This window comes from Agrobacterium sp. rho-13.3 (assembly GCF_033957765.2).
GTDB lineage: Bacteria > Pseudomonadota > Alphaproteobacteria > Rhizobiales > Rhizobiaceae > Agrobacterium.
Genome location: NZ_CP192775.1, coordinates 32268 through 58977 on the forward strand (window position 1 = coordinate 32268; position 26710 = coordinate 58977).

The 26710-nt window shown below is 54.7% G+C and carries 19 protein-coding genes and 1 tRNA gene; 13 read left to right on the forward strand and 7 right to left on the reverse strand.

What is annotated here, in order from left to right:
• Nucleotides 1-29 precede the first annotated feature (29 nt).
• Together RMR16_RS15080 and RMR16_RS15085 are read left to right on the forward strand one after the other, a co-directional pair.
• A complete protein-coding gene (locus tag RMR16_RS15080) occupies nt 30-1148 on the forward strand; it encodes a metallophosphoesterase (RefSeq protein ID WP_320201882.1) in 1119 nt (372 codons plus the stop codon).
• A 128-nt stretch (nt 1149-1276) separates the two neighbouring features.
• A complete protein-coding gene (locus RMR16_RS15085; protein WP_320201881.1) occupies nt 1277-2644 on the forward strand; it encodes an enoyl ACP reductase FabMG family protein in 1368 nt (455 codons plus the stop codon).
• Between the two features lie 43 nt (nt 2645-2687).
• Here the strand turns inward: RMR16_RS15085 and RMR16_RS15090 are convergent, their stop codons facing one another.
• Nucleotides 2688-3599, reverse strand: coding sequence for a LysR family transcriptional regulator (locus RMR16_RS15090; RefSeq protein WP_320201880.1), 912 nt, complete (start codon nt 3597-3599; stop codon nt 2688-2690).
• Between the two features lie 144 nt (nt 3600-3743).
• Here RMR16_RS15090 and RMR16_RS15095 point away from each other — a divergent pair, with 144 nt between their 5' ends.
• The 4 genes from RMR16_RS15095 to RMR16_RS15110 all read left to right on the forward strand — a co-directional run bounded on the left by RMR16_RS15095 (nt 3744) and on the right by RMR16_RS15110 (nt 11126).
• Entirely contained in the window at nt 3744-4541 is a 798-nt protein-coding gene (locus RMR16_RS15095; protein WP_320201879.1) for an alpha/beta hydrolase, read from the forward strand.
• A 49-nt stretch (nt 4542-4590) separates the two neighbouring features.
• Nucleotides 4591-5781 carry an efflux RND transporter periplasmic adaptor subunit gene (locus tag RMR16_RS15100; RefSeq protein ID WP_320201878.1) on the forward strand — a complete coding sequence of 397 codons (1191 nt, stop codon included), beginning with the start codon at nt 4591-4593 and terminating at the stop codon, nt 5779-5781.
• Nucleotides 5782-5905: 124 nt separating this feature from the next.
• A complete protein-coding gene (locus tag RMR16_RS15105; protein ID WP_320201877.1) occupies nt 5906-9100 on the forward strand; it encodes an efflux RND transporter permease subunit in 3195 nt (1064 codons plus the stop codon).
• A 193-nt stretch (nt 9101-9293) separates the two neighbouring features.
• The gene (locus RMR16_RS15110; RefSeq protein ID WP_320201876.1) at nt 9294-11126 is read left to right on the forward strand and encodes a methyl-accepting chemotaxis protein; all 1833 of its coding nucleotides are present in this window, start codon (nt 9294-9296) and stop codon (nt 11124-11126) included.
• A gap of 288 nt (nt 11127-11414) precedes the next feature.
• Here RMR16_RS15110 and RMR16_RS15115 read toward each other — a convergent pair whose 3' ends face one another.
• Nucleotides 11415-12110, reverse strand: coding sequence for a CHASE3 domain-containing protein (locus RMR16_RS15115; protein WP_320201875.1), 696 nt, complete (start codon nt 12108-12110; stop codon nt 11415-11417).
• Between the two features lie 291 nt (nt 12111-12401).
• On the opposite strand from RMR16_RS15115, the gene scpA reads away from it, so the two are divergent.
• Nucleotides 12402-14543, forward strand: a complete 2142-nt coding sequence (gene scpA, locus RMR16_RS15120; protein WP_320201874.1) for a methylmalonyl-CoA mutase — start codon at nt 12402-12404, stop codon at nt 14541-14543.
• Nucleotides 14544-14561: 18 nt separating this feature from the next.
• Here the strand turns inward: scpA and RMR16_RS15125 are convergent, their stop codons facing one another.
• From RMR16_RS15125 to RMR16_RS15135, 3 genes are read right to left on the reverse strand one after another with little or no spacing between them, the layout of a single operon-like run.
• Nucleotides 14562-15608 (reverse strand): glutathione synthase, encoded by a 1047-nt coding sequence (locus RMR16_RS15125; protein WP_320201873.1) that lies wholly within the window; start codon nt 15606-15608, stop codon nt 14562-14564.
• A gap of 10 nt (nt 15609-15618) precedes the next feature.
• Nucleotides 15619-17490 (reverse strand): flavohemoglobin expression-modulating QEGLA motif protein, encoded by a 1872-nt coding sequence (locus RMR16_RS15130; protein WP_320201872.1) that lies wholly within the window; start codon nt 17488-17490, stop codon nt 15619-15621.
• Nucleotides 17487-18305, reverse strand: a complete 819-nt coding sequence (locus RMR16_RS15135) for an N-formylglutamate amidohydrolase (protein WP_320201871.1) — start codon at nt 18303-18305, stop codon at nt 17487-17489. The genes RMR16_RS15130 and RMR16_RS15135 overlap by 4 nt, the downstream gene beginning before the upstream one ends.
• Before the next feature lie 230 nt (nt 18306-18535).
• Between RMR16_RS15135 and RMR16_RS15140 the strand changes: the two genes are divergently transcribed.
• The 5 genes from RMR16_RS15140 (at nt 18536) to RMR16_RS15160 (ending at nt 23826) form a co-directional block, all read left to right on the forward strand.
• Nucleotides 18536-18625, forward strand: a tRNA-Ser gene (locus tag RMR16_RS15140).
• A gap of 192 nt (nt 18626-18817) precedes the next feature.
• Nucleotides 18818-19900 carry a hypothetical protein gene (locus RMR16_RS15145; protein ID WP_320201870.1) on the forward strand — a complete coding sequence of 361 codons (1083 nt, stop codon included), beginning with the start codon at nt 18818-18820 and terminating at the stop codon, nt 19898-19900.
• A gap of 273 nt (nt 19901-20173) precedes the next feature.
• Nucleotides 20174-21301 carry a DUF4268 domain-containing protein gene (locus RMR16_RS15150; RefSeq protein WP_320201869.1) on the forward strand — a complete coding sequence of 376 codons (1128 nt, stop codon included), beginning with the start codon at nt 20174-20176 and terminating at the stop codon, nt 21299-21301.
• A 59-nt stretch (nt 21302-21360) separates the two neighbouring features.
• Entirely contained in the window at nt 21361-22353 is a 993-nt protein-coding gene (locus RMR16_RS15155; protein ID WP_320201868.1) for a site-specific integrase, read from the forward strand.
• A 534-nt stretch (nt 22354-22887) separates the two neighbouring features.
• Entirely contained in the window at nt 22888-23826 is a 939-nt protein-coding gene (locus tag RMR16_RS15160; RefSeq protein ID WP_432354749.1) for a hypothetical protein, read from the forward strand.
• On the opposite strand, the gene RMR16_RS15165 is transcribed toward RMR16_RS15160, so the two are convergent.
• A protein-coding gene (locus RMR16_RS15165; RefSeq protein WP_432354751.1) for an IS3 family transposase occupies nt 23792-24930 on the reverse strand; the annotation gives its coding sequence in 2 pieces (ribosomal slippage) (nt 23792-24672 and nt 24672-24930; 1140 coding nt in all). The genes RMR16_RS15160 and RMR16_RS15165 overlap by 35 nt on opposite strands.
• Nucleotides 24931-25030: 100 nt before the next feature.
• On the opposite strand from RMR16_RS15165, the gene RMR16_RS15170 reads away from it, so the two are divergent.
• Nucleotides 25031-25228, forward strand: coding sequence for a hypothetical protein (locus RMR16_RS15170; protein ID WP_320199513.1), 198 nt, complete (start codon nt 25031-25033; stop codon nt 25226-25228).
• Between the two features lie 271 nt (nt 25229-25499).
• Here RMR16_RS15170 and RMR16_RS15175 read toward each other — a convergent pair whose 3' ends face one another.
• Nucleotides 25500-26081 (reverse strand): recombinase family protein, encoded by a 582-nt coding sequence (locus RMR16_RS15175; protein ID WP_320199514.1) that lies wholly within the window; start codon nt 26079-26081, stop codon nt 25500-25502.
• Nucleotides 26082-26710: the final 629 nt, after the last annotated feature.

Below are 26710 nucleotides of genomic sequence, written 5' to 3' on the forward strand. Positions count from 1 at the left end.
CCCGGTCTCATTATCTGGCAGGCATCTTCATGTTTCATCTGATCTTCGGGCTTCCTTGGCTCGTTGTTGTCCTCCGCTTCATTCAGCCCCTCCCCTGGATTTTGTCAGTCAAGATCGCCGTTGCAGTCGTTCTTCTGGTGGCTTCGCAATATCATTTGGTCAGCCGCCTTTCTTCCGGGTCTGTGTTCTCGCCGGAATTTCCGCGACCACTGATCATTGCTTTTAATGTCGTCTTCGGGGCGATTGTGCTGCTTGCCTTCTTCCAACTCGCGCTAGATGCGATTTCGCTCATCGTGGCTTTGGTAAACCGTGGCTTTCCTGTCGTGCCACCGTCTGTTCGCTATGGCATCGGTGTTCTGGCACTGGGGCTTTCGGCGTTTGGCGTCAGTCAGGCGATACGCATCCCGCCCCTCAAGAATATCGAGATCGCCATCGCCGGGTTGCCAGCGGCATTCGATGGATACCGTGTCCTGCAACTGACCGATCTGCATATCAGCCGTCTTTTCCCAGCCTCTTGGGCGGAGGAAGTCGTGAAGCGGTCGAACGCTCTTGATGTTGATCTGACGGTGATTACCGGAGACTTCATCGATGGCACGCTGGAGGCGCGCCAAGTGGATGTTGCGCCGCTTGCAAACCTACGTGCGCGAGACGGTGTTCTCGCCATCCCCGGCAACCACGAATATTACTTCGGTTATGACGGGTGGATGCGGCATGATGCTGGTTTGGGAATCCGCATGCTTTTGAACGAACATGCAGTCATAGAGCGCGGTGAGGATCGCGTCGTCGTGGCGGGTCTGACCGATCTTGCAGCCATGGGCAGCGCCTTTCCAGCGCCTGATCTCACGGCTGCGTTGAGGGGCGCGCCCGCTAATGCGCCTGTCATTCTTCTCGATCATCAGCCCAGAATGGCGGAACGCTCCGCGCAAGCCGGTGTCGCGTTGCAACTCTCCGGTCATACGCATGGTGGAATGATCAGAGGTCTGGATATGCTTGTTGCCCGCGGAAACAATGGTTTCGTGTCTGGCCTCTATGATGTCGGCGGAATGCAGCTTTATGTGAACAACGGGACTGGTCTCTGGCCCGGCTTTGCCTTGCGGCTCGGCAGACTATCGGAACTGACTGTGATTACGCTGCGACGACCGAAATAACGGACCGCTTCACGTTTCGATATAATCGGTTACTTTAAATGACTTTCCATCTGGGTCGTCTGTGTTCAAATAGGGTCAACACATGCCGGGTTATTGCCCGGCGATTCCTTATCTGAAGAACTGAGCACATGAAAAAACCGATCGCGCTGAAGAACATCTCCGAAAATACCGTGTTTCGTAAGGGCGATGTTTTTGTTCTGTTTGGTGAATTGTTCGGTCGCGGTTATGCCACTGGCCTGCTGGACCAGGCCCGCAAAGCCGGAATGCAGATCGTCGGCATCACCGTTGGACGGCGTGACGAGAACAACGCCTTACGTCCACTCACCAGCGACGAGCTTTCGGAAGCGGAAGCCCGGTTGGGCGGAACGATCATCAATATTCCCCTCATGGCTGGCTTTGATCTCGATGCGCCAGCGGGTGGCCCCACCCCTACCGATCTTCTGGCCGGGCTGACACTTGAGAGCTGGGAGCGTGAAAAGCTCGATTGGGACTACATTGAAAAATGTCAGGCCGTTGCGACGGAACGGTTTACGGGTGCACTGTCACAGGTCATGGCTGTTCTTGACGGCATGATCCCTGCTGGCCGCAACGTGTTTTTTGCCCATACGATGGCGGGCGGCATTCCCAAGGCGAAGGTCTTTCTGGTCGTCGCCAACAAAATCTACAAGGGCACCGGCGCACGGCACATGTCTTCGCAGGCGCTGATCGATAGCGACATGGGCAAGCTCATTCTGCGCAATTTCGATGAAGTTTCCGCTAATACCTTCCAACATCTTCTGGACTTCAGCGCAGCCATTCGCGAGCGCGTCGAGACGTCCGGCGGTCAGGTCAGATATACGGCTTACGGCTATCACGGCACTGGCATCCTTATCGGCGGCGAATATCGCTGGCAGACCTACACGAACTACACGCAAGGCTATGCCAAGATGCGCCTCGAGGGCATCGCCGAAGATGCATGGGCAAAGGGTGTTAAGGCCACGGTCTATAACTGCCCGGAAATTCGCACCAACTCCTCGGATGTATTTACCGGCATTGAACTGCCGCTCATCCCGCTTCTGCTTGCGCTGAAGAAAGAGAACGGCGGCAAATGGGCCGACGAGCAGTGGCAGGCCTGTGAAGCGCTTCTGGCAGATGGCTTCACATTGGATGACGTCATCGCCAAAATCAGCAGCCTTCAGGCAAGCGACGTCATGGTTCCGTTCTATGATTTCTCCGCATGGCCGATGCCCAACAGCCAGACGCAGGCTGACCTGACAATCGGGACGTCCAATGAAATCACGGCCATGCACCGTGACAGCAAAGTCATGATCAGCGACCTGTTGAGTGCACTTGTCGTCGAAGCTACCGGTCAGTTGATTTTCGGCGCGTCTTCCGAGCCTCACGCGCCTGTGCAATGGCTCAACCACGATGTGGTTGCCCGCCGCCTGAATGCTTCCCATGAGGGCGTGTCCGCAAAGGCTGGCGCTGCTTCATCACAAATGGAAACAGCGGCGTAAAAAGCCAGCTGGCCCCACAAGAGGCCAGCTCTTTGCGATGTGGTTACAACGTTCCCAGCGCACTCTTGTGCAGCAGTTTTGCGGCCCAATCGACAAAAACGCGGACCTTGTTGGTGACGTGTTTTGTCTGCGGATAAACGACATATACCGGCATGGGTTCGCATTTCCATTCGGTCAGAACAAGCACGAGATTACCTTTGGCTATTTCATCACGGATGGTGAACGGCGCGAGTTGAGCGACCCCCATGCCCGCCAAAACCGCAGTCTGATAGGTGCGACTGTCATTGGTCGAAACGATGTAGCGCGGCGCGATTTCGACTGAGCGCACACCGTTATCGAAGTCCATCGTCATGATCTGACCGGAGGAGGCGTTGAGATATCCCACGCAATAATGATCGCCCTCCAGATCCTCCGGTTGCCCTGGCATGCCGAATTTCTCGATGTAACTCGGTGACGCGCAGGTCACCAATTCAAGTTCCGACACTTTGCGCGCAATGAGGGACTGGTCGCGTGGCGTCCCGACACGCAAAGCACAATCGACATTTTCAGCGATATAGTCCACCAGCCGGTCACCGACGCCGAGGTCCAGCTGTATTTGCGGATATTTTTCGTGAAAATCGCACAGGTTGGGAATGATGATCGTATCGGCGAATGCACCGGCCATTTCGACACGCAGCCTGCCGGATGGCTGAACGTTTGCACTGGACAGGCTTCCGTCCAGTTCGTCGAGTTCGGATATGATTTGCACGGCGCGTTCATAATAGAGCGCTCCATCCGTCGTTAGCATGACCCGTCGCGTCGTGCGGTTCAGCAGCGTTGTGCGCAAATGTGCTTCCAGCCCCTGCACCATATTCGTCACGGTGGTCTTGGGAATATTCAGTGCATTGGCCGCCCGCGTGAAGTTGCCTGTTTCCACGACGCGTGCGAAAACGCGCATCGCTGCCAGCTGGTCCATAGCGCATTTTCCCTTTTGATGGATTGTTCCGATTTTTGGAATAGTGTTTTCAATTTTGGATACTTGTGCATTTTATCCCGAACAATAATATCTATTTCAGAAATTACCGCAAGTGAGTCATTTTTTTGGCTTTGAAAGACGACGATGAACACCCAGTGGCACACCATAGAAAGCAGTGGAGCGGCACAGCCTCCTCTGTCGGTGCGCGTCTACAAAAGCGGAGGTGAAAACCGAACACCGCCGCTGGTGCTTTATCTGAGAGGCGGTTCGTTTCTGGAACAGGGTGGCCAGTGTCCTGAGCTTCCGGTGGCCAGAGCGCTTGCGGACAATGGTGCGGTGGTGATCGAGGCCGATTACAGCACCACGTCCTGCAATGAGTTTCCGGCAGTGATCGATTGCGCTTTCGAGGCGCTCGATTGCTTGAGCAACCATCGCAAACAATACGGCAGTGCCAAATCGCTGCTGTTCGTTGCGGGTGAAGAAGCAGGCGGGAATGTTGCCGCCGGTCTGGCGCTCAAGGCGCGGGACCGGATGCCGGGAAAACTGGCGGGGCAGATATTGCTGTCGCCAATGATCGATCCGCTGATGGCGTCCACGTCCTTTCGTGATGCGGACAAGATCGGTATGCGGCAGCGCTGGGCAGAAGGCTGGAGCCATTATCTGGCAAAGGCGTGCGGTTTCGCACATCCCTATGCTGCCCCGTGCCATTGCACGCGGCTTAACCGGGTTGCTCCGGCACTGATATTTACAGCCGAGGATGATCCTCTGCGCGACGAGACCGTCAATTATGCCGGTCGCCTGAGTGACGCAGGGGTACAGGTTCGGCAACGCGTTTTCCCTGCCGGTTCCGGCTGGACAGGGCTTTACCGAGGCGAAGGTGGCAAATGGTTATCCAGTGTTTGCGCCGAATTTTCGGATTTCGTTCAAGACCTAAAGCATTAGCATTTTTCTAAATAACTGATCGGCTCCTGATGGAGCCAAGGAGAGACCCATGACGCTGAAGAACAAGCGCCAGGCCCTTGCGGGTGCTGGCATAGGCATCGCCGTGTCCGTTGCAGCGGCGGCATTCTTATTTGATCTTCCCATCACAACCGGTGCGGTTGCCGCATCCGGTCCTGCTGAGACACCCGCTGTTCCCGTGACTGTCGCCGTTGTCGAAAGCAAGGATATTACCCATTGGGAACAGTTTTCCGGTCGCTTGGAGGCCGTCGAGCGGGTGCAGATCCGCTCACGCGTTGCAGGCCAGATCAAAGCCGTTCACTTCCGTGAAGGTGCTCTGGTGAAGGCGGGCGACGCACTGTTTACCATCGATCCTGCGCCTTATCAGGCAACGGTTGCCGGTGCCGAAGCACAGGTTGCGTCCGCAGAAGCGAAGGTCGGCCTTGCCAGAACCGAGCTTGAGCGTGGCCGCAGACTGTCGGATAACCGCACGATTTCACAAAGCGATCTCGATCAGCGACAGAGCAACGTTGCTGATGCGGAAGCACAGGTACGGGCCGCTCGCGCAGCTCTGACCACGGCACAACTGGACTTGAGTTACACCGAACTTCGCGCGCCCGTTTCAGGCCGCGTCGGCAAGCTTGACATCACGGTTGGCAACCTCGTTGCTGCCGGTTCGGCATCACCGGCTCTGACAACACTCGTATCTGTAGACCCCATCTACGCCAGCTTCAATGCCAGCGAAGAAATGGTGGCCAAGGCCCTGTCGCAGCTTCCGGTATCGGATGGCTCGCTTCAGGCTCTGGAGCAAATCCCGGTCGAAGTCGGCACGCTGGCTGATGAAGGTACGCCGATCAAGGGCACCCTGCATCTCATCGACAATCAGGTCGATGCCGCAAGCGGTACAATCGGGGTCCGCGCCGTGTTTGCCAATACGGATGGACACCTGATCCCCGGCCAGTTTGTGCGGGTTCGCATGGGTGAGCCGAAGTCCGAAAATCGCATCGTGATCAGCGACCGGGCCATCGGTACGGATCAGGACAAGAAATTCGTCTTCGTCGTCGACGGTGAGAACAAGGTGAATTACCGCCAGATCAAGCCCGGCACATCGACCGACGGCCAGCGCGTTGTTGAAAGCGGCCTTGCTGCCGGAGACAAGATCGTTGTCAACGGTCTACAGCGCATTCGTCCCGGCGCCACGGTCGTACCGCAGACCGAAGAAAAGGTCGCGGCCTCGCAGTAATTGTTTATGGCGGGCCGATTGCAGGCCCGCCAGCAAATTCATGACAGGAAAAACAACCCACCAGTGGCCTGACGCCGCTGGGGACTTTCCTGTATCCAAAATCCACCCGGAGAGGGCCCTTACTATGAACATCTCCAGATTTTTTGTGGACCGGCCAGTTTTTGCTGGCGTTTTATCGGTTCTAATCGTGGTCGCGGGCCTTTTAGGCATGCGCGCCCTTCCCATTTCCGAATACCCGGAAGTCGTTCCTCCATCTGTCGTCGTGCGCGCAACCTACCCCGGAGCAAACCCGGCGGTTATCGCGGAAACGGTTGCTACGCCGCTTGAGGAGCAGATCAACGGCGTTGAAGGCATGCTCTATATGTCGAGCCAGGCGACGTCAGACGGCGTGCTGACTTTGACTGTCACTTTCAAACTCGGTACGGACCCGGACAAAGCACAACAACTTGTGCAAAACCGTGTGTCCCAAGCAGGGCCTCGCCTTCCATCGGAGGTTCAGGCGCTGGGGATTACGACCGTCAAAAGTTCACCGAACTTCATCATGGTGGTCAATCTGGTGTCCAAGACCGACGCCTATGACATCACCTACCTGCGCAACTATGCAACGCTGAACGTCAAGGACCGCTTGGCACGGATTGAAGGTGTCGGTCAGGTGCAGGTCTTCGGCGCTGGCGATTATTCCATGCGCATTTGGCTCGACCCGCAAAAGGTTGCCGAACACAACCTCGCCGCCAGTGACGTTTCCAACGCGATCCGCCAGCAGAACGTACAGGCGGCAGCCGGTATCATCGGAGCCTCACCAAGCCCGAACGGCATCGACCTGCAATTGAACGTCAACGCTCAAGGACGCCTGACGACGCCGGAGGAGTTCGGCAACATCATCGTCAAAAGTGGCGCAAACGGTGAAATCACCCGCCTCCGGGACATTGCCCGCATCGAACTTGGCGCTGCGGACTATACCCTGCGCTCTATGCTTGATGGCGAGCCTGCCGTTGCCGTTGCCGTCCTTCAAGCACCCGGCTCCAACGCCATTGAAATCGCCGACAACGTGCGCGCGACCATGGACAACCTGCAATTGGCAATGCCCGATGGCGTGAAATATGAAATTGTCTATGACACGACAAAGTTCGTGCGCTCGTCCATCGAGAAAGTGATCGATACGCTCCTCGAAGCCATTGGCCTCGTGGTGCTGGTGGTGATTATCTTCCTTCAGACGTGGCGCGCTTCTATCATTCCGCTCATCGCCGTTCCCGTATCGATCATCGGCACGTTCGCGGTGATGTATGCCTTCGGGTTCTCTATCAATGCCCTGACTTTGTTTGGTCTGGTGCTGGCAATCGGTATCGTCGTGGATGACGCCATCGTCGTGGTCGAGAACGTCGAGCGTAACATAGAGCAGGGACTTTCCCCCCGTGACGCGACCTATAAAGCCATGCGCGAGGTGTCCGGCCCGATCATAGCCATCGCGCTCGTGCTCGTGGCCGTATTCGTGCCGCTTGCCTTTATTTCTGGCCTCTCTGGCCAGTTCTACCGGCAGTTCGCATTGACGATCGCCATTTCGACGGTCATTTCGGCCATCAACTCGCTGACACTCTCTCCTGCCCTAGCGGCAATGCTGCTCAAGAAACACGACGCCCCGAAAGACTGGCTGACACGCGGTATGGACAAGGTCTTTGGCTGGTTCTTCCGTGGCTTCAACCGGGTGTTCGGTGCTGCTTCCAACGGCTATGGCCGTACTGTGGGCGGTCTCGTGTCGCGCAAGAGCCTTGTGATGTTGGTGTACCTGGCGCTCGTCGGCGCGACCTATGGTATTTTCACGACCGTGCCGGGCGGTTTCGTACCGGGACAGGACAAGCAATATCTGATTGGCTTCGCACAGCTTCCCGATGGAGCAACACTCGACCGGACGGAGGCTGTCATCAAGCGCATGAGCGACATCGCTCTGGACACACCGGGCGTCAGCAATGCCATCGCCTTTTCTGGCCTGTCTATCAATGGCTTCACCATAGGCTCCAATTCCGGCATCGTCTTTGCGGTTCTCGATGACTTCGAAAAGCGCACGACGCCGGAGCTTTCCGGCAATGCCATCGCCATGCAGTTAAACCAGAAGCTCTCTGGCATTCAGGACGCCTTCATCGCCATGTTCCCGCCGCCGCCGGTCAACGGTCTCGGCACGACAGGCGGCTTCAAGTTGCAGATCGAAGATCGTTCAGGCTACGGTTATCAGGCCCTTGACGAAGCGGCGAAGGCCGTTATCGCCAAGGCATACCAGACACCTGAACTGGCTGGTGTCTTCTCCAGCTTCCAGATCAACGTGCCACAGCTTTACGCGAATCTCGATCGCGCAAAGGCGGAGCAACTTGGCGTCTCGGTCACAGACGTCTTCCAGACACTGCAAATCTATCTCGGCTCGCTCTACGTGAACGACTTCAACGCATTCGGCCGAACCTACAGTGTGCGGGTACAGGCAGATGCCCAGTTCCGCGCCCAGGCGGAAGACATCGGACGGTTGAAGCTGCGTTCTTCGACCGGCCAGATGATACCGTTGTCCACACTCCTCAAGGTCGACGCAACAACCGGCCCTGAACGCACCAACCGTTACAACGGCTTCCTTGCTGCGGACATCAACGCTGGTCCCGCACCGGGCTTCTCGTCAGGACAAGCGCAAGCAGCCATGGAGAAAATCCTCAACGAAACGCTGCCTCCCGGTATCGAATTCGAGTGGACAGATCTGACCTACCAGCAAATCCTGGCCGGCAACTCGAGCATTGTCGTCTTCCCGCTCGCCTTGCTGCTTGTCTACCTTGTGCTGGCAGCCCAGTATGAAAGCCTGACACTACCGATCGCCATCATCATGATCGTGCCGATGGGGATTCTGGCGGCACTCGTCGGCGTGTGGTTGACAGGAGGTGACAACAATATCTTCACCCAGATAGGTCTTGTCGTCCTTGTGGGACTATCGGCGAAAAACGCGATTTTGATCGTGGAGTTCGCCCGTGAACTGGAGTTTGAAGGGCGTACGCCCATCGCCGCCGCCATCGAGGCAAGTCGTCTTCGCTTGCGCCCAATCCTCATGACCTCGCTTGCGTTCATCATGGGTGTCGTACCGCTGGTGATTTCCACAGGCGCGGGCGCGGAAATGCGCCAGGCAATGGGTATCGCGGTGTTCTCCGGCATGATTGGCGTCACGTTCTTCGGTATTTTCATGACACCTGTGTTCTACGTGCTCGTGCGCAAACTCTCCGGCAATCGTCCGTTGATCCAGCACAAGCAGGAAGAACCCGCCAATACGGACTATAAAATGGATAAGGCCGTGTGAGCGCGTAACCATTCATGACGTCGAAAAAGCCGCAGCACGATATCGTGTTGCGGCTTTTTGCTGAAGACTTATAGGACAGTTTCTTGCACGCGTGGGGATAAGTCTTACGAACAAAGCAACCGTATTTAAGTTCGCAATTAATTAAACATGTTTCGATATACCACGGAGATAGTTTTAACGTGAGAGACTTGCCATGGCGTCTATCCAGAATAAAATTATTGCAGCAAGTCTCGCGTTCTTTGTTTTGGCTGGTGGTACAACTGGCATTGGCATGTGGTCCGCGTCCATTCTCTCTGAAAATACTGCCGATGTCATGCAGTCATCACAAATCCTTCGAAACCACATGAACGCGGATATGATGCACGACGCGCTGCGCGGCGATGTACTCGCATCCATCCTGGCGGCCAATCCGGCCGCCGGAATTGATATCAAAGCGGTGAAGGCTGATCTGGCCGAGCATGAATCATCGTTTCGCGAAATGATCGACGCGAACAAGGCTCTCGCCTCCGACGCCACCACGAAATCAGTTCTTGCAAGCGTCGAAGGCCCTCTTCTGGCTTATATTGCTAGCGCTACCAAGATGGTTGATGTCGCCTCGCGTGATGCCGACGCAGCCTTGAAGGCATTGCCTGAGTTCATGAAGCAGTTTTCAGCGCTGGAAACGGCGATGGAACATGCCGGTGATCAGATCACCGCTGCCTCGCAGGACATTTCAGACAACAGCTCCCATCTCAAAGCCTCAATCGATATCGTGTTGCAAATTCTTCTCGGCCTTGCGGCTGTCTTCGCAGTTGGTCTTTATTTTGTGATCCGTAAAACCGTAACGACGCCCATTCTATCGCTTTCGACCGACATGGAAAAACTCGCATCGGGCGATACCGACTTTGCCTGTAACGCTACTGGCCGCACCGATGAAATCGGGACGATGGCGGCCACAGTCGAGGTTTTCCGTCAAGCCGCGATCACCAACAGACAGTTGGAACGGGAAGCCGCAGAAGCCAGATTGCGCGCCGAAACCGACAGAGTTGCAGCAAGAAAGCAGGCGGACGATAGCGCCGCCGAGCGACTGCGCATGGCCACGTCTGGTCTCGCCGATGGCCTGAAACGCCTTGCTTCCGGTGATCTTGCTTTCCAGATAGACGAGCCTTTCACCCCCGATTTTGAGGGCCTACGGCACGATTTCAACACGTCCGTCAGCCAACTCAACGAGACGCTGGGCGCCATCGCGATAGCCGTTGCCGCGATAGACGAAGGCAGCGGCGAGATCGCGTCGGGCGCAGAAGATTTGTCCAGACGCACCGAACGACAGGCCGCCTCGCTTGAAGAAACCGCTGCGGCTCTTGATCAGATCACCGTCAATGTGTCGAACTCAACCAAGCTGACAAACGAAGCCAGAGCCGAAGCCGCCCACGCCAATCTGAACGCGGCCAAATCCGCCGAGGTCGTTTCGCACGCGGAAGACGCCATGCACCGTATTGAAGCCTCGTCCCAGCAGATATCCAGCATTATCAGCGTCATTGACCAGATCGCGTTTCAGACAAATCTGCTGGCTTTGAATGCGGGCGTCGAAGCGGCGCGTGCTGGAGATGCAGGCAAGGGTTTTGCCGTTGTGGCGCAAGAGGTGCGTGAACTCGCGCAACGGTCCGCACAAGCGGCCAAAGAAATAAAGGGCCACATTGAGAAATCGACGATCGAAGTCGAAAGCGGCGTCAAACTCGTTCTCGACACCAGCGTGGCCCTGAAGACGATCAGTGGCCAGATCGCGCGCATTGACCAGCATATGAATGCGATTGCCACATCTGCCAAAGAACAGTCGACCGGGTTTTCCGAAGTCAACACCGCCGTCAACTCCATGGATCAGGTCACGCAGCAGAACGCCGCGATGGTCGAACAATCGACGGCGGCGTCCGCCAATCTTGCCCAGGAAGCAGCAAGGCTGCGCGATCTTGTGTCCCGCTTCAAACTTGGAAGTGGTGTCGCGGCGAAATCAAAATACGGTCATTCAGATCGTCAAAGGGCGGCATAACGCCATTGCCCGATAAAACGCATTTTTGAAAGCCGGATGCTGCCGTGAGAATCGGCAGCATCCGCAGCGTTTTTTATCAAAACCAACATTTCGCTCGACACTTCTGACAGTTCGCTCCCTTCCCATTCTGGCATACAATCCTGATACCAAATCAGGAGCGATTGTTATGTTTGATCTCGGAAGTTTTATGCCGCTTCTGCTCATCGGTGCTGCCGTGTTTTTCTTCTTCAAATGGGTCGGTCGCGATATGAACGGTCCCGCAGAACGGAAAAAAGACGGTCGATAATTCTAATTTTCCAGAGGCTTTCGAGACTGATCTGATGCCTCACGTCGCTTTCTCAAGCGCGCGATATACATCTCGATCACAGCGCGGGTGAGGAAGGACGCGAGACCCACCAGAATAGCGACGACGCGTATGCGCGTCTCATCAAGGTCGACTTCAGACTGCCTGGATGACAGCAACCCTTTCTCGGTCTCGGTTATCTGGCCGATTGTGCGCCGTATCTGGTCCATGGTCGGCCGCTGCATCATGGCGATTTCCCGCTCTCTGGCGGCGTCCGGGCTCACGGTGTCGTGCAAATCTATCGACGCTTTCAGTTCGCCAAGCTTGCCGTCAACCAGCGTGTCAAGCTCTTTGACCAGCGCGACCTTGTCAGCGCTGCCAACGATTTCCGTCCGTAGTGTTGTTCGAAGTTGTGTCAGCCGGGTCAGCGCTTTGTCGTAGGGCTCCAGATAACGACGATCGCCGCTCAACAGATAACCGCGCTGGCCGGTTTCAGCATCGATCAAGCCGATCAGCACGTCTTTGGTGGTGTCTATGGCTTCATATGTTTGCACGACGAGTTGCTGATGGTCGCTGAGCAAAATATGGGTCCAGCTTGTCGCCACCACGCCCGCTGCAATAACGACCCCCACCGGGATCGATCTCAACATGACCGATGTGGTCAAATAGGTCCGCCGAAAGTGCACCCACGCCTGTTTCATCGCCTGCTTCCCATTCCATCGGACCCGGTCTAGCCATCAAACCGTCCGAACCCGGAAAGTTCCAGAATTGCCCGAAAATTCGGAGTTTTCAACGTGATGACGGGCTTACCCAGTATTGCACCTTGAGCCTGCACGCGTGAACGAAATCAAAGAAGTTCGCGCCGTCGTGGTTGTGTAAAAAGGATTGGCTCCATATCTTGCCTTCAACGAACGCAAAACACATGCGTCCAATTGGGAAGGTGAAGCGTTTGCGTCTGCCAAGGCAAAAATGCTGATTGAGAGGAGACGTGAATGTCGGACAAAAAGACGGTGAAGGACTGGCAGGCGCTTGCCGAGAAGGAACTGAAACGCTCTCCCGAAACCCTCGTTTGGCACACGCCTGAGGGCATCGACGTAAAGCCGCTTTACACCGCCGAAGACGTCAAAGACATTGCACATCTCGATAGCCTGCCCGGTTTCAAACCTTTCGTGCGCGGGCCACGGGCCACGATGTATGCGGGGCGCCCGTGGACAATTCGCCAATATGCCGGGTTTTCCACGGCTGAAGAATCCAACGCCTTTTACAAGCGCAACCTTGCTGCCGGCCAAAAAGGCCTATCCGTCGCTTTCGATCTGGCCACCCATCGCGGTTATGACAGTGACCACGAGCGGGTGGTTGGTGATGTGGGCAAAGCGGGTGTGGCTATCGACAGTGTCGAGGACATGAAAATCCTGTTTGATGGCATTCCGTTGAAAGACATGTCGGTTTCCATGACCATGAACGGCGCGGTCATTCCCATTCTCGCAAGTTTCATCGTTGCGGGTGAGGAACAGGGTTGCTCAAAAGCGGAGCTATCCGGCACAATTCAAAACGATATTCTCAAAGAATTCATGGTGCGTAACACCTATATCTATCCGCCCGAACCTTCGATGCGGATTATTGCCGATATCATCGAATATACGGCCAAAGAGATGCCGCGCTTCAACTCGATTTCCATTTCTGGCTATCACATGCAGGAAGCGGGCGCGACGCTGGTGCAGGAGCTGGCTTTTACCCTTGCAGACGGGCGCGAATATGTGCGCGCCGCGCTGAAAAAAGGTCTGAATGTCGATGATTTCGCCGGGCGGCTTTCCTTCTTTTTTGCCATCGGCATGAATTTTTTCATGGAGGCGTCCAAGCTGCGTGCCGCCCGCCTTTTGTGGTCGCGCATCATGGAGGAATTTAATCCGCAGAATGCCTCCTCGCTGATGCTGCGCACCCATTGCCAGACATCGGGCGTGTCGCTTCAGGAGCAAGACCCTTACAACAACGTCATCCGTACAGCCTATGAGGCGCTATCGGCAGCGCTAGGTGGCACGCAGTCTTTGCACACCAATGCGCTCGACGAAGCCATGGCGCTTCCGACTGATTTTTCAGCCCGTATTGCCCGCAACACCCAGCTTATTTTGCAGCATGAAACCGGCGTGACGAAGGTGGTCGATCCGCTGGCAGGTTCCTATTATGTCGAGAGCCTGACGAATGAGCTGGCCGAGAAAGCTTGGGCCTTGATCGAAGAGGTCGAGGCACTTGGCGGCATGACCAAGGCCGTCGGTGAAGGCCTACCCAAACGGCTGATCGAAGAAGCCGCCACCAAACGACAGGCGGCAGTGGATCGCGGCGAAGAAATCATCGTTGGCGTCAATAAATTCAGGCTTGAGAATGAAGACCCCATCGACATTCTCGATATCGACAATTCCGCCGTTCGCGCCTCCCAGATCAGGCGGCTGGAAAATGTGCGCCGCCAGCGCGACCCAAAAGCCGTGGAAACCGCCCTCTGCGCACTGACGGACATTGCCAAAACCGGCACCGGCAACCTGCTGGAAGCAGCGGTGGAGGCGGCACGCGCACGCGCGACGGTTGGCGAGATTTCCGACGCAATGCGCAGCATTTTTGGTGACCACGCCGCCGTGCCGGAAGTGGTGCATGATGTTTATGGTGCCGCTTATGAAGGCGATCCGGAATATGCGACGCTCTGCACCCGGCTGGAAGAGCTTTCCGCCGTTGTCGGCACCAAGCCCAAAATGCTGATCGCCAAGCTCGGCCAGGATGGGCATGACCGAGGTGCAAAAATCATTGCATCGGCCTTTGGCGATATTGGTTTTGATGTCGTCGCAGGTCCGCTGTTCCAGACACCGGAAGAAGCCGCGAACCTTGCCGTTGAAAACAAGGTGCATGTGGTGGGCATGTCATCGCTGGCGGCTGGTCACAAAACACTGGCCCCGCAGCTGGTGCAGGCGCTGAAAGATCGCGGTGCTGAAAATGTCATCGTGATCGTTGGCGGCGTCGTGCCACGGCAGGATTATCAATTTTTGCTGGACAATGGCGTGGCTGCCGTGTTCGGCCCCGGCACGAATGTTCTGGAAGCCGCCCGTGCGGTGATTGACCTGATGCAAGGGCGGCTTCGAAACGCGTGATGGCTTGATGCTGGCGGCTTACAAAGTCGCCAGCAAGCGGTTGTTGAGCATTCCGGCAGAGGCCTGCTGCATCGCAACTTTCTTCTCTATCGCTTCGATGACCGTATCGGTAAAATCAACTTTGGTCAGGTCACGGATGTGCGCTAGACCGCCGGGTGAAAAGACGTTTACTTCCAATATCTTGTCACCGACGATATCCAGCCCCACCAGGAACATGCCGTCTTCCACCAGTTTCGGGCGCATCATTTCTGCAAGTGCGATGACCTCATCCGTCACCTCTGCGGCCTCTGCCGTTCCGCTGGCGTGAATGTTGGAGCGCAGATCACCCTTGGCTGGTACACGACGCAGCGCCGCGTAGTGTCCATCCCGCATCAACGGCTCGCCATTCATCATGAAAAAACGAATATCGCCGTCTTTCGCTGCGGGAAGATAGGCCTGTGCGATCAAATAGCCTTCGATGCTGACCGCCTCGAATATCTGGTTGAGGTTGGTTTCCTTGCTGGACTCGATCTTGAAGACATTTTTGCCGCCTGAACCCTGAAGTGGCTTGACGATAACGCCCTTTGGATGCGCGTCCGCAAAAGCCCGAATTTCCTCGACATTGCGCGAAATCAATGTGGTCGGCCGTACGATTTCTGGAAAACTCTGGAAATAAAGCTTGTTTTGCGCCAGCGCCAATCCTTCCGGATCATTCAGCACCACAACACCGCGTTGTTCTGCCAGCCGGCCAAACAGAATGCCGGAATGCACCGCCCAGGGTCGTGCCGTTTGATCCAGCGAAGGATCATTGCGCAACATCAACGCATCGATGTCTTCGATGTTGATCGTTTCCCGCTCAAGCTTCTTCTCTTGCAAGACAGCGTGAAAATTCTCGACCTTTTTATATTTTTGGCGCGGCAGAACGAGGCCGTGGACCACCAGTGAATCGTCCGGGCGCAGGGTAAAATCACCCGGCGTAATATATATAACCTCGTGTCCGCGATTGAGCGCAGCCATTGCCAGAAGCCCCGTAGCAAAGGTTGGCTGCTCGCCCTCAATTGAATTGACGAAAAATGCTAAACGCATATGTGCCTCCCTATAAAGTTGCCATTTCAGCGATCGATAATCCTGATCGTATTTTCTCCAGACGTTCATTTGCCTTTGCAGGCGCTAGAAACGCTGGACGTATGCCGGGCGGACGAAGAAGACCGCGCAGCGCAAGTTCCTGCATGATGGGGAAATGGGCAGCGGATATCTTGCCCATCCAGAACGGATCAAGCGCGCCGCCCTTGCGCAAATGCTCCAGAATTTCACACAGACCGCGCAGGTAGATGGCGTCCTTCGACAGGCCGCCGCCGCGATAGATCCTTAACACCATGTTGAAAGCACCGACCTCATCAAAGCCGTGGTCTTGTGTCACGAGCCGAAAGGTTTCCACAAAACTCGCGCCATCCAGCATCGCCGAACAGCCAACGACACGCCCCGCGATGAGCCGCAACCGCTCGCGCGTCATGCCTCCGGCCAGATATTCGGCAAGCACGGCAAGCCCTTCCTGCACACCCTCATAACCGGAAAGACCGGTACGAAACAGCCGAAGTCCCTGTGCTGAGCCGTTAAAATAGGTCAGAAGATGCACACCGATTTCATGGTGCAGCAAAGCCTCAAGCCGCCTGCGCTCCATCACCGTATGGCGGGACACCAGCAGCTTTTCGCCCGTCACCATCAGTCCCGGCGGCAGGTCATCACGAATGTCCACACGAGCCTTGAATTCCGGTTCTTCGGCGCGGTAGGCCTCCACCATGTCTCGGGCCTGTTTCGCCACTTCATAACAGTCTACCATCGCCACTTCGCCATCGTCAGCACGCGGGCAACGGGCCAGAACGTCCTGCGCAATGGCAAGCAATGCAGGCTCGACGGAGCCATAAAGCGCACGGCTGAAATCTGGAAACTGACGGCGATGCAGATGCGCCAGCATCGTCAGTTGCAGGTCCAGCTCCTGCTGTTTTTCGCGGTAAAGATGGTAGAGAACCGGGTCTTCCAAATGATCGAACGCGACGGAATAGAGTTTCCGTTTCTGCTCTTCGACATCAACGCCCAGCGGACGATAAAGAAAATGCGGCGCATATTGAAAGCCGCTTTCTTTGAAATCCACAAATGCCTTGCGGGCATTGATCGGCGTGACCGACAGCAGGAAATCGAACGAGGCGGCAATGTCATCGACGGAGCGATCCGCACGGCGCACGGCATCTACAAACGCCTTGCGCCCAAGTGCGCGATGCGTTGTGACCTTCAGCGCTTCCGAGTGACTGGAAAAGGCGGCAAAAGCCCGCAGGCCAGCATCGAACAGATCGGCGATCATCGTTTCCCGCAGGCCCGGATAATCCGCTCCCGATTCCGGCTGGCGATAAATTGGCGCAAAACGAACACTGATGCAGGGAAAAGCGAGGCCCGCTGCTTCCAGTTTTAAAACCGGATCATTCTCCGCGTCGGGACGCGTGATGCGCGGTGTGCGAAAACGGATTTCCGCATCGCAAACAGCCTTGATAAACACCCGTTTGGCATTTTGCGTTTCCGGCTCCGACGTGGCAGAAACCGCGACCTCATAGTGCGGCAGATAGGGCGAATCATCCGCCAAAAGAATATCGTGTTCCAGTTCTCCCATATCCAGCACGATGAATGTGCCGAATCGCTCTTGCATCTCTGCGCCAACAGCTCTTAGGAATGGCATGGCCTCGCTGATATTGGCGGCAATCAGGTAAGACGCATGGGCGGCAGCAATATCCCGCGCTGCCAAATCTTTCGAGCCGCCCGTCACATGCAGGCAGATGAATGGCAGCGGCCTATCGATATGCAGCCGTCCGTTGCTGCCGATATCTTTTCGAATCGCTTTTCCCGCTGCGAGACTTTCCAGAATCTCATCCAGGACATCAGGGGCCGCAACCGGCAGCTTTGCATCGGCCACGCTCATGTGCGCGTCCTCAGCAGGTCTTCAAGGACCGTTTCCAGAGATGTCATCGCATCACGAATATCCGCGATCATCTGGGTATCTGGCTGGCCGGTCCATTCGTCCATAAAGATTTTCTTGAACTCGATGGCAATGGCACAGCCGTTTTCAGCAAACCGCTCGTGGATGAACCGCGTCTGTTCGCCCCTGCCCTGAAAGGCAATATTCTCCCGCACATCCAGCTTCCGACCACCGATGGTGACGGATGCAAAATGCCGGATTGTCGCATCCACCACATCGGCCCAACGATCCCGATCCATAGAGGCGGTGCCGATATTGATATCAGGCGCATCTTGCTGCGGCGTGGAGGCAGCATTCGCGCCATTTCTGCGATGGTTGTAGCTGTGCACATCCAGCACGACAAATTTGCCGTACCGCTTTTCCATCTGCGTCAGCGTGTGCTCCAGCATCGCATAATAATCAGCATGGAAATCAAGCGATTGGCCAGTCACGCTTTCGCTCGGCTGGTGTGACCAGACATTCAGCCCCCATGACTGTTCGGGTTTCAGATAAATCGCCTGCGCTCTGGCCCGGTTCAGATCAACCTCAAACCGAGAGCGGTGAACAACGATGCGATTCGCAAGGCCGGAAATCATCTCCGCCGTAAACGGATCCTCCTCGCGAAGCCGATCATCACCTGACAGCGCCATGAGCGGCAGCACATCTTGTCTAGCACCATGACCATCGTGAATGGCCGTCCCGATGACGGGAGAGTCGCCACACTCAAGGGACCAAAAACGCCTGTGATTGTCTCGATTTAGCGATGTCGTCTCCTGCATGCTGCCCTCGCATTTGTCGGCAGGGAAACACCCTTGGGGAGAAGTTTGTTCCGAATGAATTCCGAATAGTCGACACCACGGTCTACAACTCGACAGCAGCGGAACTCACCGTTTTCATAAAAACATCAAAAACTTGCACCTCGACACACAGAACAAACATTTTGCCCTTGCATGCGCCAGTATTGCTGGTTATGAGAACGCCCGCACGAACCTCAAAACTTCGTGCCCGCGGAGAGGTGGCAGAGTGGTCGAATGCACCGCACTCGAAATGCGGCATACCTGCAAGGGTATCGTGGGTTCAAATCCCACCCTCTCCGCCATATTGAACCTTGGGTTACCAACGCTTTTTTTGCAATCTGTAGATTTTTCCGGAACATAGAAACAGATGCAGAATCGGCTAGCGCCACACTCTCGGCGCAGCAAAGGCCACCGCTGCCTCGCTATCCAATTACCAGTTGTTGATACTTTTCGTATATCCCCCGCCTTAGGCAAAATGTGGTGGAAACACGATAATGAATACATATGGGAATAGTATTGTTAATGAGACAGAGAAATCCGTAAAACGTTTGAGAGATTATATTAATGAAGATTATCTAATTAAGTGCTTCGCGGATGCTGTTGTCGATTGCGCGAGAAACATCGAGGTTTTCCTCAAGCGTTACGCATTTCCTCTTAAATCATCTAATGATAATTTTTATAACTTTATAGAAGAGCTGAGGTCTAGTGGGATAGATGCGCTCCGCGTTGATGCTCTCCATAATCTCCGGAAAGAATATAATAATATCAAACACGATCCTTCCTACATTGTCAGTGCGCTATCAACTATACGTCTTCTAGAAGAGGTTAAACTCACGTTAGAAGATATAAACGGTGCCGCCCTCGGCCACGTCGGTGAGCCCGTTCAGGGAACTGCCTCAAGAGTATTTTGGATTTGCTCGTGGGATCATTACGTCGGTGGAGAAACCGAAGTAAGTATCTTCTTGCCATCTAGGTATGATGGTTACCTTGGAGCACACGCGCTTGATCGCGTTAGTATAAAGGGTTCTAAATGGGACGACTTCATCAGAGATATTTCAGAGCGTGGATCGGTGCATCCGTGGGAAGGCCATATTGATGAAGCACAAGTGCGTGTGTGGCAAAATGAAGGCGATTGCCTGACCCCATTCGTATTCGAGGGAGAATACAAAACACTGATCAATGTTTTATCGCGCTACGTTAAGGATGTAGACCTCATTCCGGGCCTTGCTCGTGAAGACGACCAAGCCAGCTTGCTCCAAGCGAGCGCTATGATTGTTATCGATTCCTTTGCGCAGTCTCCTTTCTTGGGGCCAGCTGATCGCCTCAGTCAAGTGATGTTGTTGGCTAGCCAAGAATACGGCATTCTTGAACGATTCGCGCCGCGCGTTCGTCCGTTCGCGGAACGATTAATAGCTATGATCGAAGATGCACCATCTGCGACATGGACAGTATTATCCGGGCCGGTTGTAGTAGACCGCGATCGCTACAATGATATTCAAGCGGAGACATGTGACGATGCTATGCTTGCGCTAATTGATAGTATGAACCGAATAGTTCTGGGAACCCGGCGGGGTTAAGCTCTTGCTACATCCATGCTATGAACGTCGAGAAGGCATCTTGATCTGTTGATGTAAGTCTAAGGGAAATCCTTGGCGCCCCTTCAAGGGCATCCTATGCGTGATGTTCCATGTCGATTGGAGATCACGGTAGCAACGATCTGGAAGCTCAGAGGACACTGGCTAGCGTCGGTTGCTTTCTGAGATTGACCGGGTGAATATACCTGCCCGTATCCAATTTATCGTCCCAGGAGGCAACTCCTCTCCGCGAACTGGAGCTATCGGTGTTTAAAATTGAAAAAGCAAGAGAACCGGATAGAGCGTCTTTCGCCCCGGTCTTTCACGGAACTTGGTTTCAAAGAGCGTGCTCATCTCCAGGAGTGGATCGCAAATCAGCCGGACGCCTTGGGCGAGGATCTGCTCATCGTCCAAAAAGAGTTTGCTGGTTTCTCAGACACTCAAGAGCGCCTGGACCTTCTCGCCATCGACAAGCAGGGCTCACTAGTTGTTATCGAGAACAAGCTCGACGACACAGGCCGTGATGTCACATGGCAGGCCCTAAAATACGCCTCTTATTGCTCCCGGCTGACCTCCAACGATATTCGCGATATCTTCCAGTCCTACCTGGACCGACATTTCCCTGGCGCCAATGCCGAAGAAAAGCTCTGCAATTTTCTGGACGAAGATGAATATCAGGACGTCACGCTGAACAAAGGGGTGACGCAACGCATAATCTTAATTGCGGCAAACTTCCGCAAAGAGGTCACCTCGACGGTTCTCTGGCTATCAAGCTTCAATCTGCGCATCCAGTGCTTCAAGGTCTCGCCGTTCTCGCAGGGTGATGACCTCTTTCTAACTGTCGACCAAATCATCCCGACTAAGGATGCCGAAGATTTTATGATCGGCTTGACTGCGAAAGCGCAAACAGAAGTCAAACGCGTGGAGGCTGAAAAGACGCGACACGCTCTGCGGCTAGAGTTCTGGACGCTGCTGCTGCCTGCGATGAACCAGAGGAGTCCACTATTTCGAAACTTGTCCCCGAGGACCACGAACTACATTGGGACCAGTGCGGGGAGCCGAGGGGTGAGCTTTACGTTTGTAGTGACCAGCACGGCTGCCAGGGTAGAGGTCTATATCGATGCAGGTGCTGAAGGACAAAATGAGCGCATCTTCGACGCGCTCTTGTCTGATGCCGCAGCAATACAAACTGAATTCGGCGAAGAATTGGTCTGGGAGCGTCTCGAAGGTCGACGGGCTTGCCGAATTAAATCAGAACGAGCTGGCAATATCTTCGATCGTGAACAGTGGCCGGCAATGGTCGATTATATGGTCGATTCGATGATCCGGCTCGACCAAACATTCCGGGGACGCGTTGCCGAAATTTCGAAGAGGACTGTCCTGCCTTCGTCTTTACCGGGATAATTCTTGGCACCCCTAATGCGGCATCCTACGCATGATTTTCAACATTGCTTGGAGATCACATGGCGACTATCAGAAAACTTAGAGGACGCTGGCAAGCACAGGTTCGTCGTCGTGGCATGAAGCCCCGTTGCAAATCATTCGACACGAAGATCGAAGCGGAGAAATGGGCGCGCGATCTCGAAGCACAGGTTGATAGGTTCGGTGCAGCCCCCGACACGAAAATTCTCGAGAGCACAACGCTTGGACAGCTTCTTGAACGATATCAGCGGGAAGTCTCTCCTTTGAAGCGTGGGTCCGTCCAGGAAATCCAACGCATCGACGTTTTGCGCCGGCACGATCTTTCTTACCGGACAATGATCGGTCTGAGCCAGCAGGACATTGCGTCATTCAGAGATGAACGCCTGCAATCCGTAGCTCCATCTACTACCGTCAGAGAGCTTGCGATCCTCAGCCACGTCCTTGAAGTCGCTATCCGTGATTGGGGTCTGCCTCTGTCAAAGAACGTTGTTAAACTGGTGCGTCGTCCGGTCATACGCAACGAGCGCAGCCGCCGATTGATCGGCGACGAGGAGCAGCGTCTTCTCGATGGCTGTGCTGGTGGAAAGATTCCCTACTTCCGGACGCTGCTAATCCTAGCGATCGAGACAGGGATGCGTCGTGGAGAGCTTCTCGGCCTTCAATGGGCGGATGTCTCGCACAATCGCAGGGTGATCAGTCTGGCGATGACTAAGAACGGAACCAGCCGCGAGGTGCCGCTGTCCCAGCGTGCCTTCGATGCCCTGATGGACTGGAGGTCACTCGCAGACGTAGATCAAGCTATCGTCTTTCCGATGAAAGCCGGTTCCCTGGAGCAAGTGTGGTATCGTCTGTTGGCTCGGGTTGGCATCTCCAGCCTGAGATTTCACGATTTGCGCCACGAGGGCGTCAGTCGCCTATTCGAGCGTGGTCTGAACGTGATTGAGGTCAGCGCCGTCTCCGGTCACAAAGAGCTGCGAATGTTGAAACGCTACACACATCTTGCTGCTGATGATCTGGTCGCCCGCCTAGGATAGATCGATCTACTGTTTAATGTTGCATTGTATGTCCGGGCGCATGTCACCCGGACAGCAAGCGAAGTCCTAGAGAACGTCGTCTCGCGTGAAGGGGATGCCTTGGGTTGCCACCAAGGTTTTTATTCTCAAGCCACCTCTCCTTTTATGTGGCTGAAGTTTACGTTCTGACAACTTAGCGGCCTTCTGCAAGGGGAGAACCGTCACGGGCTGGCACCAATGGTGGCGACAATAACTGTCGTTCTTCTTATGCAAAATAAGATGATCGTTAGCGCTATCTTTCCACTAAGTTGACGCGGAAATCCGGATTTCTTAGTTTTCCAGCCGATTGTGATGCTTTTACTGGTCAAAACTATTGGGCTTTGCACAGGAACGGTTTTTTCATGATCGCTGGCGCGAGGAAAAGTTTTCGCTGACCACCTGTAACTTTTTTCAATTACCGCCGACGATTTCGCTATATGGGTTTTCAGAGCAGCCGGCCGCTCATCCTCACATCAAAATCTAAACAGCCGCCATCATTGGCGGAAAGGATGACCCATGCCTGAAACATCAAAATCCCCAGAACAGATCCGAGTCGAATCTCTCATCAAAACTATCCAGGAGCACCCCACTGAAGTCCTCGAAGCCGAGCGACCTCTGACTGTCATCAAGTGGTTTGACTACCGGTTCATGTCACCAAAGGAAGCCAACCGGCTTTTCATGAATACCTATCAGAACATCTACCGTAGGAAATTTGCGGAGGAGGTTGATGTCGAGCGCGCTAAAAAAGTGAGCGGCGTCCACGTTCTCACTATGAAAGTTGATGCCCGCGAAAGAAGCCAACTGGTCGCGGCTCGCCAACGCGCAGATGAACTTGGCATCTCTTATCCTGTCTACATTGAGGCGGCTTTCGATTTCGCACTCAAACGAAGTGACGAGCGGAAGAGCTTCCCGCGTCCGAACCAGTTGCATGGTAATGATAAATCCACTCCATGGCTGACAGCGTTTATAGTTGCACGATGGAAGGAACAGTTGCCCAGCACTCTCGCTTCCGTCGACCATCCATCCTACCTTCTCGAAAACTATCGGGAAATTCCTGCACAAGACGACTTCAGGCGCTTCGTTCTGAACTATGTGAAGGAGGTGAATATGCCGCTTCACAGTGCAATTCGGACATTCACATATGAAAGACAGCAGGTGCCTGCCGAGTTGTTCAAATCTATAACCACTGAAAGAACATTCAAGCGGGCGATGGAGATTGTCGAAAGCGACCTGAATCATATTCCGGTCGACGCTATTATTCCTGTTCACCCGATTTCAACGCACCGCTGGCCAACATGTTTCGGGATGCACTACACACTCGATCCATCTTCATACGAGCGTGCTTCATGCCCGCAGATGAGAGGTGGCTCGGTTCGTCTGAACAGTTTCGGGCGTTTCGTTAAGTGGATTTCCGCCTCGATTATGCCGCCACCATCATTGGTGCCAGCGCGTTGAAGTAAGCCTGATCCGGCGTCTGCCGGTCAAGGGATGAATGTGGGCGTCGACTATTGTAGAAGGTCAGATATCGGCCAATGCCGACGCGGGCTTCGGACACGGTTTGGTAGGCGTGGAGGTAGACCTCCTCGTATTTGATCGAACGCCAAAGGCGTTCCACGAAGACATTGTCCCGCCAAGCGCCCTTGCCATCCATCGAGATGGCGATTTCGGCTTTCTTCAACACTGCCGTGAAGTCCATCGAGGTGAACTGCGATCCTTGGTCAGTATTGAATATGTCGGGTTTGCCATAACGGGCCAGCGCTTCCTCGACTGCTTCGATGCAGAAGGCTGCTTCCATCGTGATCGACAGCCGCCACGACAGAACCCGCCGACTGAACCAGTCCACGACGGCGCAGAGATAGACAAAGCCGCGAGCCATCGGAATATATGTCAGGTCCATCGCCCAAACCTGGTTGGAACGGGTCACCGCCAGCTTGCGCAGGAGGTAGGGATAGATTTTGTGACCGGGTGCTGGTTTGGATGTGTTCGGGCGACGGTATATGGCCTCGATGCCCATCTTCTTCATCAGCGTGGCGACATGCAGCCGCCCAGCTTCCAGCCCTTCTCCTCTCAAGAGCCCTTGCAACATCCGACTTCCGGCAAAGGGGTAGTCGAGATGCAACTCGTCAATCCGGCGCATCAGGGCAAGATCACCGTCAGGCACTGGACGAGGCAGATAGTAGACTGTGCCACGGCTGAAGCCGAGAAGCTTCGCCTGGCGCACGACGGATAGCTTGTGCTCGCGGTCGATCATTTCTTTCCGCCCAGCAATCCCGCCTTGCCGAGCGCACCGGACAAAAAATCATTTTCCAGCGTCAGTTCGCCGATCTTGGCGTGCAGCGTTTTGACGTCAACGGTCGGGCCTGCCGGTTCCGTCTTCCCTTCGTCGCCGAAAACGCCTGTCGCCCCTTCAAGGAGTTGGTCCTTCCACTGCTTGATCTGGTTGGCATGCACGTCGAACTGCTGGGATAATTCCACCAGCGTCTGCTCACCTCGGATGGCGGCAAGTGCCACCTTCGCCTTGAAAGCCGGGCTGTGGTTCCGGCGCGGTCGTCTCGTCATGGTATCTCCTGTTCCCGGCATCTAAGCCGAAGTCAGGCAGAAATTCCACTTATCCCCGCTGTGCAGATTTCCCGAGCCAGCTCTGATGCAAGGATGCAAAATGTTGGGCGAGCTGATTCTGGAAAAAGCTTCTGCACAAGCCGGAGTGGCTGATCCCGCTGGGGATTACAAACGACGCATCGATCGGGAGCGGCAACAGCGGTGCAGAGCCAAAAAACAAAATACAAAAGATAAGCTCGGTTTATCTACGGCCCCTCACACTCCGGAACAGATTTTCCCGAACCGGGAATGTTTGTAAGAAAACAGAGCTGTCACGCTGCCAAATATTATTATTATTCTTTTTAAGATAATAAGTAAGAAAACTGGCAGCGTGACATTCCAAAAACTGAAAACACATTCCGGGACGGAAAAACAAAATTCTAGCGAAGCGAAACCAAACCGCATCCGGAAATCAGGACCGATTTTTTCAATACTTTGCTCGCTTCTTATACAGACTCCCCTGCGAGCGTTTATTCGGCAAGATACATTCTCATCCGGAGCGACCAAGCCAGCCAGCGGCCATCTCTGAGTCAAAGAGAGCCGTCCAGACACTGAGCGTCGACTTTGAGCGTTCGAAGCAATGTGCGGGGATGGATACCGTGCTTTTTAGCGATGGCTTCGACAGAAGCGGAGCCGCTGGCAAGAGCCTGTCGTGCATCCTGGCGCTGAGCACCGGTCATTGCAGGACGGCGACCAATCTGGCTACCGCGTGACCGAGCGGCAGCCATTCCGGCCTTGGTTCTTTCGCTGATGAGCGATCTCTCAAATTCCGCCATGCTCGCAAGAACATGCAGGAGAAGACGACCTCCGGGTGTGCTGGTGTCCAAGCTCTCGCTCAACGACCGGAACTCGACACCACGTTCATTGAGATTGCGGATGAGTTTCAATAGTTCGAAAAGCGAGCGCCCCAGACGGTCGAGGCGCCAGACGACGATGGTATCTCCGCGACGGAGCTTTCGAAGCAGGCGTGTCAGACCCGGTCTCGTGAAATCAGCGCCGGAATATCCTTCATCGGTAAGGACATCGGTGCATCCCGCCGCACTCAGCGCCGACATTTGCAGGTCAAGACTTTGCTCTACGGTGCTGACACGGGCATATCCGAAAGTGATCATTTGATCTGTCGCCTGACTAAACTGGTGCAATTAACCCGTGCATCTTACGCGCCAAACCCTTGAAATAAAGGAACCTTTTTGTGCAGCGTGGCTTTTCTGTTGACCGAATAAGCGGTTCCGAAGGATTTCAACACTTTAACTTCGCTCGCCACATCGTCGGTTCGTTATGACGGAACCCTTCCCTTTTGTGCGGTTCATCACTACGAATTCACCGGAGGCTCTATGCGGCTTTGGATCCATTTTCACCACATCAAAAACGCCAATAGACTTTTGCGACCTGCAGTGATCGCTAGTCTCATGATGAGCGGCGCGCCAGTAAACGCCGGTCCACTGGACACGGCTTACGCGAATGCAATGGTCCCATACGTTGTCTTAAAGCGTGGGACGGTAGAGTGCGGGAAACCAGCCGGTGAGCACCTTGCCTATAAGGCTCGCCTTCTCAACATCCTGGGTCGCGTCCCCAACATTGATCTGGTTGCTGCTGACCGAGAGATTGAGCGCGCCTTCGAGCGTGAAGCGCCGAGACCGGGTTACTCAGAGTGTTCAGAAACACTGTTGGACCTATACAAAATCATGTCAGGCAAAAGTGCAGAAATGGCTCTTCAGCATCTGTCCGAAACAGTGCGGGA

What these genes read in the sequence shown, in the direction of transcription:
- RMR16_RS15080 (WP_320201882.1), top strand. Translation starts at nt 30, where the DNA reads ATGTTTCATCTGATCTTCGGGCTTCCTTGGCTCGTTGTTGTCCTCCGC.
- RMR16_RS15085 (WP_320201881.1), top strand. Translation starts at nt 1,277, where the DNA reads ATGAAAAAACCGATCGCGCTGAAGAACATCTCCGAAAATACCGTGTTT.
- RMR16_RS15090 (WP_320201880.1), bottom strand. Translation starts at nt 3,599, where the DNA reads ATGGACCAGCTGGCAGCGATGCGCGTTTTCGCACGCGTCGTGGAAACA.
- RMR16_RS15095 (WP_320201879.1), top strand. Translation starts at nt 3,744, where the DNA reads ATGAACACCCAGTGGCACACCATAGAAAGCAGTGGAGCGGCACAGCCT.
- RMR16_RS15100 (WP_320201878.1), top strand. Translation starts at nt 4,591, where the DNA reads ATGACGCTGAAGAACAAGCGCCAGGCCCTTGCGGGTGCTGGCATAGGC.
- RMR16_RS15105 (WP_320201877.1), top strand. Translation starts at nt 5,906, where the DNA reads ATGAACATCTCCAGATTTTTTGTGGACCGGCCAGTTTTTGCTGGCGTT.
- RMR16_RS15110 (WP_320201876.1), top strand. Translation starts at nt 9,294, where the DNA reads ATGGCGTCTATCCAGAATAAAATTATTGCAGCAAGTCTCGCGTTCTTT.
- RMR16_RS15115 (WP_320201875.1), bottom strand. Translation starts at nt 12,110, where the DNA reads ATGAAACAGGCGTGGGTGCACTTTCGGCGGACCTATTTGACCACATCG.
- scpA (WP_320201874.1), top strand. Translation starts at nt 12,402, where the DNA reads ATGTCGGACAAAAAGACGGTGAAGGACTGGCAGGCGCTTGCCGAGAAG.
- RMR16_RS15125 (WP_320201873.1), bottom strand. Translation starts at nt 15,608, where the DNA reads ATGCGTTTAGCATTTTTCGTCAATTCAATTGAGGGCGAGCAGCCAACC.
- RMR16_RS15130 (WP_320201872.1), bottom strand. Translation starts at nt 17,490, where the DNA reads ATGAGCGTGGCCGATGCAAAGCTGCCGGTTGCGGCCCCTGATGTCCTG.
- RMR16_RS15135 (WP_320201871.1), bottom strand. Translation starts at nt 18,305, where the DNA reads ATGCAGGAGACGACATCGCTAAATCGAGACAATCACAGGCGTTTTTGG.
- RMR16_RS15145 (WP_320201870.1), top strand. Translation starts at nt 18,818, where the DNA reads ATGAATACATATGGGAATAGTATTGTTAATGAGACAGAGAAATCCGTA.
- RMR16_RS15155 (WP_320201868.1), top strand. Translation starts at nt 21,361, where the DNA reads ATGGCGACTATCAGAAAACTTAGAGGACGCTGGCAAGCACAGGTTCGT.
- RMR16_RS15160 (WP_432354749.1), top strand. Translation starts at nt 22,888, where the DNA reads ATGCCTGAAACATCAAAATCCCCAGAACAGATCCGAGTCGAATCTCTC.
- RMR16_RS15170 (WP_320199513.1), top strand. Translation starts at nt 25,031, where the DNA reads ATGTTGGGCGAGCTGATTCTGGAAAAAGCTTCTGCACAAGCCGGAGTG.
- RMR16_RS15175 (WP_320199514.1), bottom strand. Translation starts at nt 26,081, where the DNA reads ATGATCACTTTCGGATATGCCCGTGTCAGCACCGTAGAGCAAAGTCTT.